This window comes from Neisseria sp. HMSC068C04 (assembly GCF_001810105.1).
GTDB lineage: Bacteria > Pseudomonadota > Gammaproteobacteria > Burkholderiales > Neisseriaceae > Neisseria > Neisseria flavescens_B.
In genome coordinates this window covers 37914-58939 of sequence record NZ_KV799988.1, presented here as the reverse complement: position 1 = coordinate 58939, position 21026 = coordinate 37914, and the positions used below count along the sequence as shown (strand labels likewise).

The following is a 21026-nucleotide window of genomic DNA, read 5'->3' as shown; positions in this document are numbered from 1 at the left end:
TCTTGGTGTCTATGTTAAATTTAGAAAAATTTGAGCCTTGGCCGTATTGCGCTTTTCATAAACGTAAGGGTTGGGGTGAGATAAAAATTTTTTATACCCATAATTTATGGAGACTTCCATGGACACACAAACTTATAACTACAAAGTGGTGCGCCAGTTCGCCATCATGACTGTAGTTTGGGGTATTGTGGGCATGTTGGTCGGTGTAATTGTAGCCGCCCAATTATTTGCTCCATCCCTTGATTTATCTGAAATTGGACCTTGGTTCCACTTTGGTCGCCTGCGTCCGCTGCATACCAATGCGGTTATTTTTGCATTCGGTGGTTGCGGTCTGATTGGTACATCATACTACGTTGTTCAACGTACATGTAATACCCGTCTGTTTGGCGGTTGGTTGCCTGCATTTACCTTCTGGGGTTGGCAGGCCGTCATCGTGGCTGCGGCTATCAGCTTGCCTATGGGTTACACCCAAGGTAAAGAATACGCTGAGTTGGAATGGCCTATCGACATTTTGATTACGCTGGTGTGGGTTGCCTACGCTATCGTATTCTTCGGTACGATTGCCAAACGTAAAATCAAACATATTTACGTTGCCAACTGGTTCTACGGCGGCTTCATCTTGGCTGTTGCGCTGTTGCACATCGTCAATAATATCAGCATCCCTGCCGGTTTGATGAAATCTTACCCGGTTTACGCTGGTGCGATTGATGCGATGGTTCAATGGTGGTACGGCCACAATGCGGTGGGCTTTTTCCTGACAGCCGGCTTCTTGGGCATGATGTACTACTTCGTACCAAAACAAGCAGGCCGTCCTATTTACTCTTACCGCTTGTCCGTTGTTCACTTCTGGGCTTTGATTTTCACTTATATGTGGGCAGGTTCTCACCACTTGCACTACACCGCATTGCCTGACTGGACTCAATCTTTGGGTATGGTATTGTCTTTGATCCTGTTCGCTCCTTCTTGGGGCGGTATGATCAACGGTATCATGACTCTGTCTGGTGCATGGGACAAACTGCGTACCGACCCTATTTTGAAATTCTTGATCGTATCTCTGTCCTTCTACGGTATGTCTACCTTCGAAGGCCCGATGATGTCTATCAAAACTGTTAATGCTCTGAGCCACTACACTGACTGGACTGTTGCACACGTTCACGCCGGTGCATTGGGTTGGGTAGGCTTTGTAACCATCGGTTCCGTTTACTACATGATCCCTCGCCTCTTCGGTAAAAACGAAATGTACAGCACCAAATTGGTTGAAGCGCATTTCTGGATTGCAACCATCGGTGTGGTTCTGTATATCGCCGCGATGTGGATTGCCGGTGTGATGCAAGGCCTGATGTGGGGTTCTTTGAACGAAGACGGCACACTGACTTATTCCTTTGTCGAATCTGTAAAACGTACCATGCCTTACTACATGATTCGTTTCACCGGCGGTCTTCTGTACCTGAGCGGTATGTGCATCATGGCATATAACGTTTACCGTACTGCTATCAGTGGTAAAGCAGTTGATGCTGAGATTCCTGCGGTTTCTCAAACTCAACACCACTAATGATAAGAAAGATAGGCTACCAAAATGAAATTACAACAATTAGCTGAAGAAAAAGTCGGTGTACTGATTGTATTCACCCTGCTTGTAGTCAGCGTCGGCCTTCTGATCGAGGCCGTTCCGCTGTTCTTCTCCAAGGCAGTTACTGAACCTGCGCCAGGCGTGAAACCATACAACGCTTTGCAAGTGGCCGGTCGTGATATTTACGTACGCGAAGGCTGCTACAACTGCCACTCTCAAATGATTCGTCCATTCCGTGCAGAAACTGAACGTTACGGCCACTACTCCGTTGCCGGTGAGTCTGTTTATGACCATCCGTTCCAATGGGGTTCTAAACGTACCGGTCCGGATTTGGCTCGTGTCGGCGGCCGTTATTCCGATGAATGGCACCGCATCCACCTGCTGAACCCGCGCGACGTTGTGCCGGAGTCCAATATGCCTGCATTCCCATGGCTCGCACGCAATAAAGTCGATGCCGAGGCAACTGTGGCGCATATGAAAGCCCTGCGTAAAGTGGGTACACCTTACAGCGATGAAGAAATTGCCAAAGCACCTGAAATGCTGGCCAACAAATCAGAGCTGGACGCTGTTATCGCCTACCTGCAAGGCTTGGGCTTGGCATTGAAAAACGTAAGGTAACATCATGGACGCTAACTGGGCTCGCTCGCTCTTTACTGTTTGGGTATTCATCAGCTTTATTTTAGTCCTCTATATTGTGTTCAATAGACGCAATAAGAAAAACTATGATGATGCAGCCAGCAGTATTTTCGATAATGACGAACAAAGGCCGTCTGAAAAGGACGATCAAGCTCAGTCAGTCCGTGATCACGGAGCAAAATAATGAACACAACATCCCAATTTACCAGTAGTTTCTGGAGTATATATATTGCCGTTATCGTCGTGCTCAGCTTCATCGGCCTGGCTTGGCTTCTGCTTTCGCAAAATGTTGTGAAACGCCCTAAAAAAGGCGAAGAAGTAAAAACCACGGGTCATGAGTGGGACGGTATTTCGGAGTACAACAACCCTCTGCCACGTTGGTGGTTTTGGCTTTATGTCTGCACATGGCTGTTTGGCGTCGGCTACCTGATTATGTATCCCGGTATCGGCGATTACAAAGGCCTGTGGGGCTGGAGCAGCCATGGCCAATATGAAGAAGAAGTTGCCAAAGCCAATCAGCAATACGGTAAAGTGTATGCTAAATTTTCCAATATGCCGATTGAAAAAGTGGCTAAAGATCCTGAAGCCCGTGCTATTGCACAAAACCTTTTCAATACCTACTGTATCCAATGTCACGGCTCAGATGCCAAAGGCTCTAAAGGCTTCCCAAATCTGACTGATGACGACTGGTTGTGGGGCGGTGATCCTGAGAAAATTCAGGAAACCATTGAAAAAGGCCGTACTGCCGCCATGCCAGCATGGGGTCCTGCTTTGGGTGAAGAAGGCGTGAAAAACCTAACACAGTATGTTATGTCCCTTTCTAAACCTAAAGACCAATATGACGAAGAACGTGCAGAACGCGGTAAAGTCCTGTTTGGCGGCCCGCCTGCCAACTGTTTCACTTGTCACGGTGACAAAGGTCAAGGTATCCAAGGCCTCGGCCCGAATCTGACCGATGATGTATGGTTGTGGGGCGGTACTCAAAAAGCGATTACCGAAACCATTACCAACGGTCATAGCAGCCAAATGCCTGCTTGGGGTCACTTCCTCGACAAAGACAAACTGCACATTATGACTGCTTATGTTTGGGGCATGTCTCATAAAGACGGTAAAAAAGCTCCTGCTAAAAAAGCCGATCCTGCTCCTGCAGCTCAACCTGCCGATGCTTCAGCTCCGGCGGCTGCTTCAGCTCCTGCTGCCGATAAAGCTGCTTCAGATGCTAAAGCTGCTCCGGCTGCTGAAGCCAAACCTGCTGAAAAAGCAGAAGCGGCTCCGGTTAAGGTAGATGGCAAAGCTGTTTTTGAAGCCAACTGTAAAACATGTCATGGCGGTATGATTCCAGGTGCTCCTGTCGTAGGTAAAAAAGACGACTGGGCTTCTCGAATTAAGCAAGGTAAAGACACTCTGCACAAACACGCGCTTGAAGGTTTTAATTCAATGCCTGCCAAAGGCGGCAACAGCAGCTTGAGTGACGATGAAGTCAAAGCGGCTGTAGACTTTATGGCAAATGAGTCCGGTGCAAAATTCTAATTTTGAGTCGGATTGAAAAAAGCGTATCTAACAAGGTACGCTTTTTTATATTTGATAAAGCCGATAAGAAAAGACATATTAAAGAGACTAAATATATAAGGCCGTCTGAAACATTCAGACGGCCTTTATTCTTGTTTCAACCAAAATTAATCAATCCAAAGTGGATGTACTGCGTTTCAGGAACCATTCGCTGAAAGGCCACTCGACGCTGTCGAGTAAGTTTTTGGTAATTAGCCCCAGTTCCGTATCGCCTTCAATTTGCAATTTACGGTTGAAAAATAAGGTATCGGGATCTTCCTCGCGCATCATCATGCGCATGAAGTCTATACCGTTGGCGGCCAGCCTCAGATCGGGGGTACCGCTGAAGTTGTCATCCAGGAATTTTTCCGTATTGGCACTAAACCGCACTTTAATGCCGGCATCCATAACTTCGATTTCGAATTTTCTTCCGGCAAAAAGTTCCATATCGGCAGGCAGTAAACCTTTTTTCAGCATGGTATTCAATACGGAGACTAAAACAAAGCGCGGAGGTTTGCCGGGAAGTTTGGTACCGATTTTCGCCATCCATTTGGGTAATATGATTTCAGGCAGCGCCATAATATGCCTCCTTCACGGTTTCAATACCGGGCTGACCGCGCCAATAACCGTCAACCAGTGTTCCGGTAGTCAGCCGTTCCAACTCGGGGCGAACATCTTCCCATGTGGCTTTTCCGTCCAATACATCACGGTGAATTTGGATAATTTCAGCCATGCCGTGCATTTGTGGTGACAGTCTGAGCATATTCACGCCGATTTTATTTAAGTCTTCATGGTGGGGCAGTAGGTTTTGGCAGCCGTAAGACATGGTTTGGATGCCGTTGATGGTGAGAAACGGCTGGCCTTCGCGCGTATTCATGGCCATACCGTGCTCGTGGTCGAGACAACGGAACTCGCAACTGTCTTTATTCAGATTGTAATGGCGGGCGGTAAAGCAACGTGATGAATAGGCGAGCGGCATTTTACCCCAAGCGAAGAGTTCGGTTTCAATGCCGTCTGAAGCCTTGATGATTTCGGCAACCTTATTGCGGCTCAGCTCAGACGGTGCAATCCAGCGGAATGCCCCTAATTTTCGGAATACGTCCAAAGTGGTTTCGTTGTAGATATTCAGGCTTGCACCGGCAACAAACGGGATGCCGTGTTCGCGTGCCAATTTAACCGCCCCCATGTCGTTGGCTTCAACTTTGAACTTTCCCTGCTCCGTGATTTTGCGTAGGCGTTTCAGATCAGATTCACTTTCGAGCAGGACTTGTGAGGAAAGAATAATCTCCTTACCGCTTTCTGCCAGGTCTTCAGCCAGTCCGAACCAGTCAGCAAAGCGCATTTTCTGACGGCGTGAGCAGACTACCTCGCCCAAATAGACCGTGTCCAACGGCGTATCCAGCATGGAAACGTAAAATTCCAGCAGGGCTTCTTTTTGCCAGAAAAATAAAATAGGGCCCAGCGACAATTTCAATGAATTCATTTTTTCCCCCTTATTTCCATGGGCGGTTGTATGCGCCCAAAGTTGTCTGATGACCTTCCGAAACTTTGCTCAAGGCATTGTTCCAGGACGGATTGACTTTGAAATGCGACGGATCGGCTGCGGCTGCATCCAGTGCTTGGCGCAGGGATTTGGTTACTTGTGCCGTATACATCGGACTACGTTGGCGTCCCTCGATTTTGATGGCGGACACACCGATTTTGATGAGTTCGGGCAACATTTCCAAAACATTCAGGCTGGTCGGTTCTTCCAAAGCATAGTAGGTTTCATCATTGACTTCAAAGCGGCCTTTGCACAAGGTTGGATAACCTGCGGGTTCATTGGGTTTGTATTGGTCTATCAATACCTGGTTTAGACGTACGTTCATGCGGTCGGGCAGCTGTTCCCAGCGGACGGATTTTGCCGGAGAGCAGACCCCTTGCATATTGGGTGATTCGCCTGTTGCATAGCTCGACAAGATGCAACGGCCTTCCACCATCACACACAAACTGCCGAAGCCAAAGACTTCAATTTCCACATCAGTATTGTCAATCACATGTTTGACCTGATCGATGGTCAGCACGCGCGGCAAAACGGCACGACGGATGCCGAACAGCTCTTTCATCATATTGATGGCTTCGTAATTGGTGGCCGAACCTTGTACTGACATATGCAGGCGTAAATTCGGATGTTTGTCTGCCGCATACGCCATGATGGCAGGGTCGGCAACAATAATCGCATCGGCACCCAAATTCGCCGCCGTATCCACAGCGGCATGCCAACGCTCCACTTGGCCGGCTTGTGCGAATGTATTGATGGCCATCAGTACATTGCGTCCGCGCGCATGGGCGTAAGTTACGCCTTCCCGCGCAGATTTCATATCGAAATTCAGTCCCGGAAAGTTTCGTGCATTGGTCGCATCTTTCAAACCCATGTAAACCGTGTCCGCACCGTTGTCCACAGCGGTTTTCAGTGCAGGCAGGTTGCCGGCGGGGCAGACCAATTCTGGAATTTTCTGCATTTTGTGTTCCTCGTCTTGATGATAACCTCTATCGGGTTAATCAATATTTTGTAGAATTCCGAATATTTTATGGATTAATGACACAAGATATGCTGACTTAAATCAAATCGAAAAATTCATGTTGACGTGGACATATTGTTTACAAAATCTTAACAGACGTTGTTTTTTATATATTTCATGTGCTTAAAAATTTTGATGACGGATTTTGTTTCAAAATCGGCTTATGTTTTTAACTATCGCATTTATTAATTTTTACAATAATGGCGATAGAAAAATGAAAAAAGGCCGTCTGAAAATCTGTTTTCAGACGGCCTTTTGCTTTAAAGGGATATATTTAAGAGAGGCCCAAACGTTTATCGGGTCGGGTAAATACAAAAATAAACAGAGAAGTTAACGCGCCCAAAGTATCGGCAAGCATGTCTTTTTGCGCGTCCCAAATATCACCTTGAGAACCTAAGAATTCCAGTCCGGCCTCTCCGCCGTCGATGACGGCATATTGCCATTCGATGATTTCATAGGCGGCAGCCACGCTCATGATGAAGAACAGGGAGAAAAATAAGGCCAGCGGCAGATTGCACAGCTTGCGGCGCAGCAGCCATTCGGCCATCGGGTAGGCATAAAAGCCGATGATGTAATGGGCAATACGGTCGTAATGATTGCGGTTTTCGCCCAAAATTGGTTCAAAAAAGCGGTTGATGGATTCAAACGGTACATCTGCAAAAGTATAGTATGCACCGATGGAATGCATAATCAGCCAAAAACTCATGAATAAGTAGGCCAAGTTGCTGAAGCGGAAAATGCGGTAGGTGGCAACCAGAAGGAAGAATACGGATGCTACGGGGATGATTTCGGCGTACCAGACCGCGCGGTCATGGGGATTGATGCCTGACCAAACAATGAGGGCAAAGATAATTGTGGCAAGGAAAATGGGAAAGATTGGAGAGGGTTTATTCATGTTGTGTGTATGTAATAACAATGTCGCGTATTGTATAACGAATTGGCAGGGCTGGCAGTTTCATGCATTAAAGGCCGTCTGAAAACAGCTTTCAGACGGCCTGAAGTTTAGCCGTTCCAGAAATAACGGGTGATGTGGAAAAACACGGGTGCGGCAAAACAAATCGAATCCACACGGTCAAGCATGCCGCCGTGGCCGCGTATCATATTGCCCCAGTCTTTGACACCGTAATCGCGTTTGATGGCAGACATAACCAGGCCGCCAAAGAAGCCCATCAGGCAGACGATAAAGCCGATAACGGCTGCTTGGCCGTGCGAGAACGGCGTAATCGGCGCTATCAGAGCGGCAATGGCTGTGGCCGACAAAATACCGCCGACAGTGCCGGAAATGGTTTTGGACGGGGAAAGCGAAGGCATGATTTTTGCACCGCCAATCAGTTTGCCCCAAACGTATTGCAACACATCCGATACTTGCACCACGCCAATCAGGAAGATCAGCAACAGGATATTATTGCCGTTATCGAAGCCGTCCAAGTCCAGAAACATCAGCGCCGGAACATGGGACAGACAGAAAATGCAAATCATCGCCATCCATTGTGTTTTGGCGGCACGTTCCAAAAAATGCGCGGTTTGGCCGCTGAGGCTGGCAATAATCGGCAGTATCAAAAAGCCGTAAACCGGAATAAAAATGCTGAACATGCCGTACCAGCCGTCATAGACGAAATAGTATTGCACCGGTAGCAGCAGGTAAAAGCAGACTACCATGCTGTAATAGTCGCTGCGGCGGCGATAGACGAGGGTCATAAATTCGCGCAGTGCGGCAAATGAAATCAGGAAAAACAGTACAACCGTCCCGATTTTGCCGAACCAAAACGCGCCCAGCAACACCAGCGTCATCAGCCACCACGCGTAAATGCGGGCGTTGAGGTTGGCGATGGTGGCATTATCTGCGCCGTTTTTACGCTTGAGCCATTGTCCGATGATGCTGGCAAAACACAATACGGCAAATACGCCGACAAAAATATAGCTGGCTTGCGGAGTCAGATGAGCGGCGGCTTGTTCGACAATGATTTGTTGGGAAGTCGTAGAAAGGCTCATGCTTGTCCTCCTTTGTTTTGATGAACTTCAGATTCATTTTGGTGAAGTTCGCTGCGGTCGTTTTCAGACGGCCTGAGTGCCAGCAACGCCTCACGGCTGCGTGTCAAAAAGCTGTCTTTGTCTTCGTTTTCCTGCAAAGTAAGCGGCTGTCCGATATGGACTTCACACAAAAGCGGTATAGGCAGGATTTTGCCTTTGGGCAGTACGCGGCTGATGTTGTCTATCCAAATCGGCACAAATTCGGTATTGGGTTTGCTTTTTGCCAAATGATAAATGCCGGACTTGAACGGCAGCAGGATGGTGTTGTCGTCAGTGTTACGCGTACCTTCAGGGAAAATAATCAAGGAGTCGCCTGCGTTCAGCGCGTCTTTCATCTGTTCGGTAATCGCTTGCGGATTATCGCTATGACGCGGAATCAGCAAGGCGTTGAAAACGTTTTGAATGATGAAGCGTTTGAGTTTGCTTGTCAGCCAGTAATCCGAACCGGCGACTGGGCGCGTGGACAAGCGCCAGCGGTGGGGCAGGGAAATCCACACCAGCACAAAATCGCCATGGCTGCCGTGATTGGCATAATAGACCTTTTGGTGCTGATTGAATGTCAGCTCGCTCGGGCTTTTGGGGCGCACGCCCGTAAGAAAAGAGACCGACAGGCACAAGGCTTGGTCGGTCAGCCAGGCAAGTTGTTTTTTGAGGAAGTTTTTCATTGTTTCTGCCTTTGGGAGTGAGATACCGCTAAGGATTCGGTTTGGGTAAATCAGCAAAAATAATCAAATGCTTTGGATAAGCAAAATTAAAAATTGTGCGGCGGTCAGGTATAAGCTTTTGCGCCATAAGGAAAGTGCGCCGTTTATCCGTTGGGTTAACGTACGGCTACCTGAAATTTGACGCAAACCGTTTTGTTGTAAGGATTGGTCAAAGTCTTCAGGAGAGTAGCGGTTGTCGGCAAAGTCTTGGAACACGCGGTGGTCGAAGTGAATGCGGATATGGCAGTACAGCAAAACCGCTGCCAAGACAAGTTGCACCGCAAACCATGCACCACCATATTTTACCGACAAGGCGAGCAGTAAGGCGTTGCAGGTGGCAACATAATGTGCGGTAGAGAGCAGGTGGGCAATAATACGGCTATCGGTTGCGTTGTCCATCATTATCCTTGTTTTAAACGGTTGGCCGCAGCTTCGACTGCTTGGGCAGTGGCCGGCGATAATACCATTTGCGGCTGAGCCTGTTTGAGTTCGGCCTTCGCTTGTGCCAAGTCTTTGCAGCCACCATAGACCAGCAGCCACGTCAGCACCACTGCGGCACTTCTTCCATAACCCAAAGCGCAGCATATCAGCACTTTGCCGTGTTTTTGGCGCAAGGTTTCCAATATCAAGGCCGTCTGAACCAAATCGTTTTCAGACGGCGTTACCATATCCAGTAAAGGTAGGGAGCGATATTCTCCTTGATAGCTACGGCAGGGATATTCGGCGTATACATCCAATACGGCAGGCAGATGGTTTGAAATTCCCAAAACGCTGCCAATCCATACATCATGGCGGACTTGTGCCGTTTTCGCTTTACCGCGTAACCAATACGCCATGTTTAGCCGTACGCCCACCAGATAAGGCAATAGTAAAACCGTCGCTGCCGCCGATAATTTACCGTTAGCCTGTTTTTGGAATATGTTTGCATTCCCAGTCAAATAGGCAAAGGCCACCATCAGCAAAGACACGCTAATCCATATAAACCACAGCCACACACCACCCAGCAGCGCAGGCAAAGCCATTAAACACGCGCCAAGAAAATACAGCAACGCAATCTTTCTTGAGCGTACATTACTCAAACCCAGTTTTAACGGCGAAGTCATCTGACGTGGAAAAGCCCACAACACCAGCCAGCCGAGCAATGCGCCGGTCGACACGTCAATAAAATGATGTTGATAAGTCGTCAGTACCGACAAGGCAATCAGGCTTTGCCATAAGAAAAGCGGCAGGCGGATTTTGGGAAAGCGCGTCCAATAAAATGCACCCACGATAATCGCCAACGCGATATGCAAAGATGGTGCTTGGTTGTACGGCAAATCAAATGCAGCCAATGAATCAAACAGCCAGCCTGACAGCCCATCGGCAGGCGGTTTAGGCCACCCGAAACGTAGCGGAAACAGCACAAAGCAAGCAGTCGCAATCAGTTGGGCGACGACAAGGTGCGCTACATATCGGTTTTGTTCATGTGTATCACGGCAAAGAAAAAATGCCGCGGCATACATCAGGTTCAGCGACCAATAAGGCACAATCGTCCATGCCCAAAACGGAATATTGCTCTCCCATGCAAAAGCGATTTCAGGCACATAGTCCAACGATGCCGCGTAATGGTTGGAGAGGCCGTAGCTGGTGTAAAACAGGATACCGACTAAAATCAGCTTGAGCAGGGAAGTTTTGAGGGTGGGTTTCATGGACTTATTTTGGACATCTCAATTCATCGCCGTATTGATCAGAGCGAAGGCAGGATAAAGCGTTTTCTTTTGGATGGTAGCGGAATTCCTGCCACGGACCATCTGTTGAAACGGCTCGCCAGTGATGCTGTGAAGATTGGTATTGTTTCAACGTGCCGTGTGCTCCTTTGATACAAAAATTCTGTACCTTGCCTGCTGCCAATATTCCGCGTTGTCTATTGATCGGTGTTGTAAATAAGGCAATAAGCTTAGGCACATCAGCATTTGGGGAAAATTTCATTTTGACGTAGCCGTATCCTTCATTGGATTCGATGGTCAAAGCAGATAAGGGTTGTCCGAAAGCAACAGAATTTTTCAATTCGATAGTTAATACTTCACTTCCTGATGCCGTCTGCTTGTTATGGCTACGGAGAACGGATGTACGGTATTTCGTAGGTAGTCTGTCTATTTCAGACTTTTCATAAGGCAGGGCTTCTAAATCAAAAGCACAATCTCGTTTCATAGATTGCAATAACGGTGTCCAGTCAACCGTAGCAGCATGGCAGATAGCTGAAAATGTGGAAACAAGCAGTAATGTAAGTAACTTTAGCATTATGGGATTTCAACTTATTGAAATTTGAGCAAGCGCTCCCGAAAATTTCTTTGTATATTGGTATATCGTAGATTTTTTCGGAATAGGTAAGATATATGTTCTACTTTAAAAGTGATGCAATGATGGCTCTGGATAGTCTATTCCAAAAATCACTTTTTTTATTTTGTGGAGTAATACCAAATAAAATTCATATTTGGCAGTTATTTCAATAGAAATAGCTACACTACTTCTGAAGTCATAGGTATTGACAAAGAATAACCACTTCATCATGAAAAACGACGAATCTGTTTACACCAATCTTTCATTCAAAGCGAACGATTTAAGCATCATTGAGGCCGTCTGAAAACCGGAACAAGGTTCAGACGGCCTTCTTTTTGCTATTATCTTTATTATTTCTTCACTGCCAAGCTCACGGTGAAAATACCGTCTTCGTCTATCCATTGATGGATTTTTTCAAAACCGGCTTTTTCAACCAGCTGATCCATTTCCTGCTGACTGCGACGGCGCATTACCCAGTTTGGGCTGCCTGCTTTGTGGCTGGTCAGGGCGCGGGCAATCATTTCCAGTTGCGGATGCCAGGGCTGGCCGGTGTAGATCAGGTAGCCGCCGGTTTCAATGGCTTCGCCGAAGCCGTAGAGCGAGTTCAAAATCAAATCATTGTCGGCAAACAATTCGTGCAGGCCGGAGACGATGCCCAGGGTAGGACGCGGCTGTAAATCGTGATAATTGGCGCGGTCGTAGGCATTGACCTCATTGAAGGTTACCGTGTTTTGTAAGCCGCGCTCGGCAATCAGTTTGCGTCCGGCTTCAACATTAATCGGACTGTAATCGCGCAAGCGTACGGAATCAGGCAATGTGTCGGCAGTCAGTGCGTCCAATACATAGCGGCCATGACCGGATGCAATATCCAAAACGTGTACAGGTTTGCCTGCTTCACGCAGTTTGGTTGAGGCCGTCTGAATGGCTTTGCCGATATTGACTTTGCGTTGGCGAATGCCGCACCAGCCGATGGCGTTGAGATAGTATTTGTCCACCCATACACCGAAAGCATTGCTGCCTTGCGGTTGATTGCGGTAGACGTAATCCAGCGTGCTACCCGAATCAAAACCTGTTTCTTGACCGATTCTTAAACCTTCACTCCAGCGTGAACCCAGTTTGAGTGAGGCGCGATATGTTGCCCAAAATGCGCCGCGAGGCGTACAAACAGGCAAAGGTGTAGCCAGTTCGTCAGCTTCGCGACGGCTGTCTCCAAATAAGTGCGCTTGAGTCAGATCGACTTGTTGCAAAGGCTGATTGAAACGCTCGCGGATAAAACGGCGCATTTCGATAAACGCGATTTCACGGTTTTGCTCGCCTAAGGTGTCGTGGTAGAAACCGGGCAGGATATGGCGCTCTTTAATATGGCTGCCCAAACGGTTGTAAAAATCGTGTTGCGGTTTGTGATGAACGACCCAATCGCTGCCTGAAATCAACAGTTGTACAGGCGTAGTAATCGCTTGTGCATCGGCAACTACGCGCTCCGCCGCCTCATATAAACCAAGCAGGATACGCACAGAAATAGCACGGGCAATCAGCGGATCATTGTCGTAGCTTTTTTGACGTTCGACATTGTGGGTCAGATAGTGGGCTTTGACATAGCTGTTGACAAAGAAATTGCCACGCCATTTTTGCATCATTTTCAAACCGGTACGGGCAAACGGAACATAGAGCTTGACTTTGAACGCAGGCGAAGCCAATACGGCGCAACGGATTTTCGGCGCGTAATCGTGCAACCAAGTAGAAACCAATACCGCTCCGACACTTTGCGCAATCACGCAAATGTTTTCAGGTTTGATGCCGTATTCTCTTTGGATGTGTCGGATAAAATCATCTACGTCTGAAACCGAAGTGCCGATACTCGGACTATCGCCTCGTTCACCAGGGCTGTAACCATGACCGCGCGCGTCCCAAGCAAAATAGGCAAAATCGTTGAAACCCAGCTCATCTGCCACGAACATCATCCGTCCGGAGTGTTCATGTCCGCGATGGAACAGCACAATGGCTTTGTCGGAAGAACCATCGGCAGCAGGGCGATAGCGGTAGAAAAGCGAAGTACCGTCTTGTGTGGAAAAGTATTTTTGCTGTTCGGACATGAGAAACTCCTAATAGTCATATTTTTTGAACAGTATCATGACATATCGAATAAATGCAATGATTATCCGATAGACGGACGAATGAAATTATGGGGAGATATGTTAAGTGCCGATTATGGTTGATACGATGAGTTAGTCAGTGGTTCATTTAAGATTTTTAGCATTCTTTTCTCATGATCTTTTATCTCGCTTTCTGTCCAGTTTGTGTAACTCATCATAATAGCTTGTTTTAAGCTATCATAAGTATCCTTTTCTTTGTAATACTGCCGTTTCCAATCTGGAAGTTTATTACTGAAACTGGAATTTTTACTTTGAGATAACAAATATAGATTGCCAAAATTATCTAAGACATTTGTATCTAATTTATCTAGGCCAAAATCTTGAGAGGGATTTTGTGGGTAATGGTGCTCAACCGAGCTTCTAAAACTAAATCTAAAATTTTTCCAGATAGATTGTTTAGATTGGTCAATAGCTGAAAAGACCTCTACCTTGTCTTGATATTTCCATAATTGATAATCCAATCGATTAAATACAAAATTTGGGACGTTTACTCCATCATTCCAAGTCTTATGTACTGAAGGGGTGGTGTAATTATCATTTAAGATAATTTTCATAAAATCCCTATTTTCATTGCAGTTGTTTTCAAAATAAAATTTATCACAAAGATTTTCAAGAAACTGAATATATGTTTCTTGAGTAATACTTTTCTTATTCTCGAATAACCAACGCAATGTAGCATATAGCCAGTTTTTATAGATTCGGGATGGATTAGAAACATGAAACATAGAAAGCAACATTATTGCATTCTTAGTTTTATCATCAGTTTCTTCAGTATCAGTGGAATTGCCATTGTCGATACCAAAAACATTTTTATAGTAATAATTCTTTGATTCTCCTTTTTTAATTTCCCATAAAGACCAATGCTCATTTTCTGAACGTAGTGAATTTGATTTAATAATATATTTATCAAATAAATGCCGACAAGATAGCAATATATCTATGAAATTTACAATCTTTTCTTTGTTCCAGTCTTCATTGTCAAAAGCACGCCAAAGTTCTTTTTCATCCAGAGGAATCTCTTTAAAGGTAATTTCGTTAATGCCAGTAGGAAATTTTTCTAGATAAATTTTCAAAATATGCATCAAAAAGTTAGGAAAATCAATAACGGAATTAAAACGCCCATCTGTAAGCCCGTTTGGTTTTTCTTGGGAGGAGTGGATATCCCCATTATCGGCGGTTATCAATTGAAGAATTGATTGTTCTTCATTTGCGGAGCCGTTATCTGAATGTCGAGTTTTTTCTGTATCAGCAATATTCTCAATAATTTCATTAAATTTTTTTGGAATAGTATTTTCCCAATTCTTGCCAAAAATATTTTCTCTAAGTGTGGTTTCAATTCCCATTACAACATATCGGCTCATGTCAGAACACGCATCCCAAATTTTGGCGAAAATAGAGCGTTCACTATCTGTGTCTAAAACCTCCATTAAAGCAGCCTTGATAATCTCATGTTTTTCTAATTGCTCTCCCCGCGTATTCATAATTTCAAAGTAATGATTGAGGTCGGTGTCTTCGGGTACTTCGGTTCTAATAATTTTAACGTTTTCTTGTAAGAACTCTGCCAAACTCATTCTCTCTTCTTTTGTCCTATCTGTTTCCCAATATTTTTTTATTGATTTTAAAGCATTTTTAAAAACATCAGGTATAGAGTCGGAGTCAAGATCTCCTAAGGCATCGTCGGAGTCATTTCTATGCTCAAAGGATACATTTCTAACAAAGGTATCTGATTTTAAGTAGTGCATGATTTTTAAGTAGTGCATGATTAAAGTCAGTGTGGTCAATCGTTGTTGTCCGTCTATGACTTCTAAACCTCCATTTCCTCTTTTATAAATGACTAAGCTGCCAATATAATAATTATTCTTATTTTTTGCATTCCATAGGTCTTGAATAAGAAGGCTGATTTCATCATCTCCCCATGCGTAATTACGTTGATAAATAGGAATAATATATCTGTCTTTATTATTCAATAATTCATTTATGGTTAATGTTTTTACGTAATCATTATTTGTTTTCATCTTTAATTTCCAAAATCTCTTTTATTTTAGGGTCTACATGTTTTGAAAAATTGACTTTTCCGGTTTGTTGAATAAAACGCATGACTTGTTCGGGAGTAATGGATCTTTCAATATAAGAAATTAATCCAGCTTTATCATGAACTTTATCATGAACTTTATCATGAACTTTATTTTCAATGGTCTTAAAAGTAATACGCTGAGATTCTACCCGAGTACGGTAAGCCCATAGAAAAGCTTTTGTTATAAATTCTTCAAAATGGCTTTCTCCAAATTTGTCAAAGTAGAACAATACGGTACATTCAAATAAATTTCTAATGTATTTATCACCAGTTCGATAGCTGTATTTATGATTGTTTAAAAAAGCCATTACTCCTTTTTCTAAATCAATTCCATTAATAGAATGAATTTTATCTAACAATCCATCCTTTTCTTTGAATAGTTTTTCATAGATGGCTGTATAATGTTCAATGTAATCAAAGAAATATTTTCCATTGATTAACACTTGTGTGGCCTGAAATGCTGATATTGATCCATATAAAAATGGATTTTCATGTAATAATTTTTGTATGGTATGAGTAGCTAATATTCCGTGTAAGTAAGGATAATCAACTTTTTCATGAACGCCTTTAAATGTATCTAATTCATCTGATGTAAATATTTCTGCATTCTCTTTGTAATGCCAGCGGCGAAGTCTAAATAAGATATAATTGATAATTTTATCTAAATTATTTATATCATTAGACATTGCAGATTTTTCCCAACGTTCGACACATTGGTGAATAATCCGCTCGTCTTTATCTCTCATGTCTCTTAAATGATAGGCTTTTAAGAGGTCATAAGATTCTAAAGGTTTGCCTCTGGCATTTTGTGAATCAAAAAATTGAAAAGCCTCATCTAAGTCATTTAATTCAATACAAACCATTTCACACCTGTTAAGGAGGTAATCCTTAAATTCATTTGTGAAATTATAGTTGTTAAGAAAATTATAGTTCGTTGTAATATTATTTTTGCTGATGCTATGATTCGGTTTTTCCTTTAAAAGAGACACATCCTTCCCCAGTTTATGAAGCAATAACGAGAGTGTAATAAGCCGCTGTTGGCCATCTACTATTTCAGAACAGTCTTTATTTTTATTTAAAACAATTGTTCCGATGCGGTATATTTTTTTCCCCTCCCTAAAATTTTGGAGCAGGTCATCGATTAATTGTTGTACATTTTTGATTGTCCATTTGTATGGTCTTTGATAATTAGGGATACTCAAATTTAATTTAAATATGTCATCAATCTTGAGTATTTCTGCTTTTTCTATGCTCATATAGATACCCCTTAGTATGAAAAATAGGTAAACATTATAGACTACAATCGGCAAATTACTACCGACATATCATCATAAACTCTTTGTTTCGCAATTAATTTACGAAATACAGTCAGACGGGACTTATCGTTATCATATTGTTGCCAAATTTTTTCTCTTATTTCTTCTGAAAGAGCGTCGCTTAGGCCGTCTGAACAAAGCAGCAGGCTTTCTCCTGCTTTAAGCGTAAGTTCGATATGACACATTTTGTCTTGGAATTCGGAATAATCTGCTGCTAGATAAGAAGAAACGCCGCCATATATGGTGGCGAACTCTTCTTCTTTTTTATCCGACAAATCATCCAGCAATTCGGAGAGTATCGAGTGATCTTGGGTCAGTTGCTTCCATTTTCTTTGTGTATCAATCAAATAGGCGCGACTGTCGCCTACGCTGATGATTTTGGTTTTGCCGGTGGTTTGGTCGATTTCGGCGGCAACAAAAGTGGTTGAGGAACCAAAATAATCCTCTGCCAACTCTTTAGATAAAGCGGCTTGTACATGATTGATGGTTTGACGGCTGAGTTGTGCTGTATGGCTTAATAGGTGCATGGCTGCTTTGCTGGCTTTTTCGGGACGGTTGCTATTGGAAATGCCGTCGGCTATCCCGATGATAAAGCGTGGACGGGTTTCAAGGCGTGTTTCAGCGGTCTTGAGTTTATATTGAAACACTTGTTCGCCGTTAAAAAGGGCATCTTGGTTGTGTTGTTTGTTGCTGCCGATTTGTTGGCAAAAGGTGATTTCGCAAAATTTGTTCATGATTTGTCTGTTTGTTGGGTGAATATTCATTGCAGGCTCTTCATTTTTTCTAACCCTCCGGATTTACACTTGGGCAATACGTTTGAAATTTGATGATTAAGGATCAAGGCCGTCTGAACAGTTTTCAGACGGCCTTTACTGCGTTTAACCAAGCACTAATTAACTGCTAATTTTGTCATGTTTTAATACATCCATCGAAACCCGAATACGCATTTTAAAAGGAAATCAAACATGAAAAAATTCTTATTGACCGCCATCGTTGCTTTGTCTGCCGCTACTGCCGGTGCCAGCGATTACATCGAACACAAAATTTACAGCGACAAAAACTTCGAGCAAAACCGTGCTAAAGCCGTAAGAATGTTGGAACAACGCGGCTATCAAGTTCAAGATGTTGATGCCGATAGCCGTCGAGGTCAGCCTGTGTTGGAGGTTGAGGCGTTTAAAGATGGCCGTGAGTACGACATTGTTTTGTCTTACCCTGATTTGAAAATTATCAAAGAGCGCATCGATTATTAATATTTCGATATAAAGTGGATTGTCGCAAGGCTTTTGGTCCTGCGGCAGTTTGCTATTTAGGAATTTAAAGAATGTAAAACAGTCTGTTATTCTATCTATATGATTTATAAAACCACATTGGTGGACGTACTTATCTATTGCAGATAGACGACTTTTTTTGACAAGAACCCAATGTAAGGAAATTTATTGTATATGATGTACTTCATGGCATAGAGAAATACATGGATAGCTTTACAGACAAAGAACTATCCTTAATGGAATCTTTAGCCAGCGGTATCAACGAAGCAAGAAACATCGAAGACTAATTAAAAGAATCCATACATAACGGAAAGAGCCGATAAAATGAGATTGTATTAATCTCATTTTATCGGCTCTGCGTCTTTGCGTCTGGCTCTGTAATCACAGTTACTTTGAACTGCTTTATTTCAATTAAATTTTCTTGTCTGCATTTCGGACAATAGAGGGGGAATTTTTTTAATTCAGTATCTTCCCTTATCTTTAATCGTGTTTTATTTCCACATACAGGACACAATATCCACTTGTAGTTTATAATAACTATCTCCTCCTTTACACTTTAATTCAAATCTTTATTAAAAAATATTTCATCTTATTTAACAAGAAACCATATTTATATAACAACATAAAATACACTAAGTTATTTTATTGAACATATATCGTACTTTATCTATCCGACTATTTGGACGACGGGGCTGGCAAACAGGTTCACCGGTAGTAACATGGTACCCTTTTAACTCTGTTAAACAAACACTACGTCCATTTGTAAAGAAAGTTAAATCACTACGATATTCTTGAATACACCGAGCAGGGATTTCTCCACTAAGAATGACCTCATTATTTTTCAATTGAGTGTCTACGATGTTCGCACAATATTTAGGAGCATCGTTGTATGCTCGTGAAAGATATTCCTGTGGCGCATAAATTTTAAAACTAAGATATGGCTCTAACAATTCTGTTCCAGCTTTTTTTAAGACTTGTTCCAATACAATAGGAGCAAGCATCCGAAAATCTGCTGGGGTACTAACAGGGCTATAGTATAAGCCATACTTAAAACAGATTTTACAGTCCGTCACATTCCAACCATATAATCCTTGTTCGCAACCATAGCGTATCCCTTCCATAACTGCATTTTGAAATGATTGATTTAAGTATCCAAGAGAAACCGAGCTCTCATACTGCATTCCACTTCCCAACGGAAGCGGTGATACAGATAAACCAATGGAAGCCCAGAAAGGATTTGGCGGCACTTCGATGTGAATGGTATACTCTGCTTTTTTTAACGGTCTTTCCATATAAATGACTGTAGGCTCTTTTATTTCTATCTCCACATGATACTTTTCTTGCAGCAGAGCACAAGTCACTTCCATTTGTACTTTCCCTAAGAAAGAAAGTATGATTTCATGTGTCGCAGAATCCACATAATATCGCAGAAGCGGGTCACTGTCGGAGATTTCTAAAAGTGCATCAAGTAACATTTCCCTTTGTTGAGGTTTGCTCGGTTCAACAGTCGTTTGCAGCAGAGGGAGGGGATTTTCAATTCTCTCTCTCTGTGGCAATAGCTTTGTATCTCCAAGAACACTATTTAACTTCAAAAACTCATTCTGCAAAATAACAATTTCCCCGGAATAAGCCTTATCGATTTTACATAATTCACCATTTATTGAAGTATACATTTCTGTAATTTTTATTTTTTCCTTTTCCGATATTCTAACCGAATCTCGCAAATGCAGTACGCCACTATAAAGACGTATATATGCAAGACGCTGTCTTTTTTCCGAATACTCAATTTTGAAAACTTTTCCGCAAAGTTCAGACTGACCTCGATGTGTTGATGAATAAAATTTATTCGTAATCACTTCTATAAGGTTATCAATCCCTATATTGTTTTTTGCACTTCCGTGATAAACAGGGAACAGAGAACAATTCTGAAATCTTATGCTTTCCTCTTGTTCGAGTTCCAATGCTTCTAATGATTTACCGGACATATATTTCTCTAAAAGGTCATCGTTTCCCTCTATTACCGTATCCCATTGTTCAGATTCGGTAAAGTTCGTCACACACATATTAGGATACAGTTCTACCTTCTGTTTGATTACAATTTCGGCAGAAAGTTTCTCTTTAATATCCTGATAAACCGTTGATAAATCAATTCCATTTTGGTCAATCTTATTGATAAAAAAGATTGTGGGAATCCCCATTTTCCTAAGTGCATGAAATAATATACGAGTTTGTGCTTGTACGCCATCTTTTGCAGAAATCAGTAGAATTGCCCCATCTAAAACTGATAATGAACGATATACTTCTGCTAAGAAATCCATATGTCCTGGCGTGTCTATGATGTTCACCTTCGTATTTTCCCACTGAAAAGAGGTTATTCCTGTCTGAATTGTAATTCCTCTCTGACGTTCTAAAAGCGTATTATCCGTCCTCGTTGTACCTTTGTCCACGCTTCCTAATTCTGTAATCGCTCCACTGTTATATAATAAGCTTTCTGTTAAGGTAGTTTTTCCTGCATCAACATGAGCTAAAACTCCAATATTAATAATTTTCATGTGATTTTCCTCCATTCAAAAACCCAAAAGGGCATAAAAATCCCAGTGATAAATACTTTTATCACTGGGATTTTTATGCATAACCATAGGTATACAAAGCATACAGATATTCTCTGGATACTTTAGAATCACATGATAAAGGTATTCTTAAACTGGGTACAAAAAACTAAGCCCTCCTAAAAAAGGACATCCAATTATTTGTTCCCACTATCAAATTGACAGTTTATTTAAGAATACCTTGCCGCATATTTATTAACTCCTTTTAAATAGATACTTAAATAATAGCACGTAAGA

General features: G+C 43.1%; 21 protein-coding genes and 1 pseudogene. 6 read left to right on the top strand and 16 right to left on the bottom strand.

Features of this window, described 5'->3' with window-relative positions; genetic code table 11:
• Window positions 1-118: 118 nt before the first annotated feature.
• Genes ccoN through ccoP form a run of 4 tightly spaced genes read left to right on the top strand, consistent with a single transcriptional unit; the run spans window position 119 to window position 3736 of the window.
• A complete protein-coding gene (gene ccoN, locus HMPREF2700_RS09250) occupies window positions 119-1552 on the top strand; it encodes a cytochrome-c oxidase, cbb3-type subunit I (RefSeq protein WP_188209933.1) in 1434 nt (477 codons plus the stop codon).
• A gap of 24 nt (window positions 1553-1576) precedes the next feature.
• Window positions 1577-2188 carry a cytochrome-c oxidase, cbb3-type subunit II gene (gene ccoO / locus HMPREF2700_RS09245; protein ID WP_063075589.1) on the top strand — a complete coding sequence of 204 codons (612 nt, stop codon included), beginning with the start codon at window positions 1577-1579 and terminating at the stop codon, window positions 2186-2188.
• Between the two features lie 4 nt (window positions 2189-2192).
• Complete coding sequence (locus tag HMPREF2700_RS09240; RefSeq protein ID WP_003748776.1) at window positions 2193-2390, top strand: cbb3-type cytochrome oxidase subunit 3; 198 nt, start codon at window positions 2193-2195, stop codon at window positions 2388-2390.
• On the top strand, window positions 2390-3736 hold the full coding sequence (ccoP, locus tag HMPREF2700_RS09235) for a cytochrome-c oxidase, cbb3-type subunit III (RefSeq protein WP_083303984.1): 1347 nt from the start codon (window positions 2390-2392) through the stop codon (window positions 3734-3736). Before HMPREF2700_RS09240 ends, ccoP begins: the two co-directional genes overlap by 1 nt.
• A 150-nt stretch (window positions 3737-3886) precedes the next feature.
• Here ccoP and HMPREF2700_RS09230 read toward each other — a convergent pair whose 3' ends face one another.
• The 13 genes from HMPREF2700_RS09230 to HMPREF2700_RS09170 form a co-directional block, all read right to left on the bottom strand.
• Window positions 3887-4333 (bottom strand): ubiquinone anaerobic biosynthesis accessory factor UbiT, encoded by a 447-nt coding sequence (locus HMPREF2700_RS09230; protein ID WP_070591693.1) that lies wholly within the window; start codon window positions 4331-4333, stop codon window positions 3887-3889.
• A complete protein-coding gene (locus HMPREF2700_RS09225) occupies window positions 4320-5237 on the bottom strand; it encodes a U32 family peptidase (RefSeq protein ID WP_070591691.1) in 918 nt (305 codons plus the stop codon). Before HMPREF2700_RS09225 ends, HMPREF2700_RS09230 begins: the two co-directional genes overlap by 14 nt.
• A gap of 10 nt (window positions 5238-5247) precedes the next feature.
• Window positions 5248-6255 (bottom strand): ubiquinone anaerobic biosynthesis protein UbiU, encoded by a 1008-nt coding sequence (locus HMPREF2700_RS09220; protein WP_070591689.1) that lies wholly within the window; start codon window positions 6253-6255, stop codon window positions 5248-5250.
• Window positions 6256-6589: 334 nt separating this feature from the next.
• Window positions 6590-7210 carry a DUF2238 domain-containing protein gene (locus tag HMPREF2700_RS09215; RefSeq protein ID WP_070591688.1) on the bottom strand — a complete coding sequence of 207 codons (621 nt, stop codon included), beginning with the start codon at window positions 7208-7210 and terminating at the stop codon, window positions 6590-6592.
• Window positions 7211-7317: 107 nt separating this feature from the next.
• Window positions 7318-8307: a phosphatidate cytidylyltransferase gene (locus HMPREF2700_RS09210; protein WP_070591686.1), complete on the bottom strand. Its 990-nt coding sequence runs from the start codon at window positions 8305-8307 to the stop codon at window positions 7318-7320.
• Entirely contained in the window at window positions 8304-9011 is a 708-nt protein-coding gene (locus HMPREF2700_RS09205; RefSeq protein ID WP_070591685.1) for a lysophospholipid acyltransferase family protein, read from the bottom strand. The genes HMPREF2700_RS09210 and HMPREF2700_RS09205 overlap by 4 nt, the downstream gene beginning before the upstream one ends.
• A gap of 63 nt (window positions 9012-9074) precedes the next feature.
• Entirely contained in the window at window positions 9075-9449 is a 375-nt protein-coding gene (locus HMPREF2700_RS09200; RefSeq protein ID WP_070591683.1) for a hypothetical protein, read from the bottom strand.
• Between the two features lie 2 nt (window positions 9450-9451).
• Complete coding sequence (locus tag HMPREF2700_RS09195) at window positions 9452-10738, bottom strand: phosphatase PAP2/dual specificity phosphatase family protein (protein ID WP_070591681.1); 1287 nt, start codon at window positions 10736-10738, stop codon at window positions 9452-9454.
• A 4-nt stretch (window positions 10739-10742) separates the two neighbouring features.
• Window positions 10743-11330 carry a hypothetical protein gene (locus HMPREF2700_RS09190; protein WP_070591680.1) on the bottom strand — a complete coding sequence of 196 codons (588 nt, stop codon included), beginning with the start codon at window positions 11328-11330 and terminating at the stop codon, window positions 10743-10745.
• Window positions 11331-11719: 389 nt separating this feature from the next.
• The gene (locus HMPREF2700_RS09185; RefSeq protein WP_070591678.1) at window positions 11720-13462 is read right to left on the bottom strand and encodes a bifunctional alpha/beta hydrolase/class I SAM-dependent methyltransferase; all 1743 of its coding nucleotides are present in this window, start codon (window positions 13460-13462) and stop codon (window positions 11720-11722) included.
• A 113-nt stretch (window positions 13463-13575) separates the two neighbouring features.
• Window positions 13576-15537, bottom strand: coding sequence for a DUF262 domain-containing protein (locus tag HMPREF2700_RS09180; protein WP_070591676.1), 1962 nt, complete (start codon window positions 15535-15537; stop codon window positions 13576-13578).
• A complete protein-coding gene (locus HMPREF2700_RS09175; protein WP_070591675.1) occupies window positions 15524-16852 on the bottom strand; it encodes a DUF262 domain-containing protein in 1329 nt (442 codons plus the stop codon). The genes HMPREF2700_RS09180 and HMPREF2700_RS09175 overlap by 14 nt, the downstream gene beginning before the upstream one ends.
• A gap of 41 nt (window positions 16853-16893) precedes the next feature.
• Window positions 16894-17646, bottom strand: coding sequence for a PP2C family protein-serine/threonine phosphatase (locus tag HMPREF2700_RS09170; RefSeq protein WP_070591673.1), 753 nt, complete (start codon window positions 17644-17646; stop codon window positions 16894-16896).
• 231 nt (window positions 17647-17877) lie between these two features.
• Here HMPREF2700_RS09170 and HMPREF2700_RS09165 point away from each other — a divergent pair, with 231 nt between their 5' ends.
• Both HMPREF2700_RS09165 and HMPREF2700_RS11525 read left to right on the top strand, forming a co-directional pair.
• Window positions 17878-18162, top strand: a complete 285-nt coding sequence (locus HMPREF2700_RS09165) for a PepSY domain-containing protein (protein WP_049359400.1) — start codon at window positions 17878-17880, stop codon at window positions 18160-18162.
• 209 nt (window positions 18163-18371) lie between these two features.
• A pseudogene (locus HMPREF2700_RS11525) lies at window positions 18372-18467 on the top strand (XRE family transcriptional regulator); the annotation flags it as partial.
• Between the two features lie 59 nt (window positions 18468-18526).
• On the opposite strand, the gene HMPREF2700_RS11520 reads toward HMPREF2700_RS11525, so the two are convergent.
• From HMPREF2700_RS11520 to HMPREF2700_RS11515, 3 genes are all read right to left on the bottom strand, one after another.
• On the bottom strand, window positions 18527-18694 hold the full coding sequence (locus tag HMPREF2700_RS11520; RefSeq protein WP_000336323.1) for a cysteine-rich KTR domain-containing protein: 168 nt from the start codon (window positions 18692-18694) through the stop codon (window positions 18527-18529).
• 118 nt (window positions 18695-18812) lie between these two features.
• Window positions 18813-20732: a tetracycline resistance ribosomal protection protein Tet(M) gene (gene tet(M), locus HMPREF2700_RS09160; RefSeq protein WP_000691744.1), complete on the bottom strand. Its 1920-nt coding sequence runs from the start codon at window positions 20730-20732 to the stop codon at window positions 18813-18815.
• Between the two features lie 15 nt (window positions 20733-20747).
• Window positions 20748-20864 (bottom strand): tetracycline resistance determinant leader peptide, encoded by a 117-nt coding sequence (locus HMPREF2700_RS11515; protein WP_001791010.1) that lies wholly within the window; start codon window positions 20862-20864, stop codon window positions 20748-20750.
• Window positions 20865-21026: the final 162 nt, after the last annotated feature.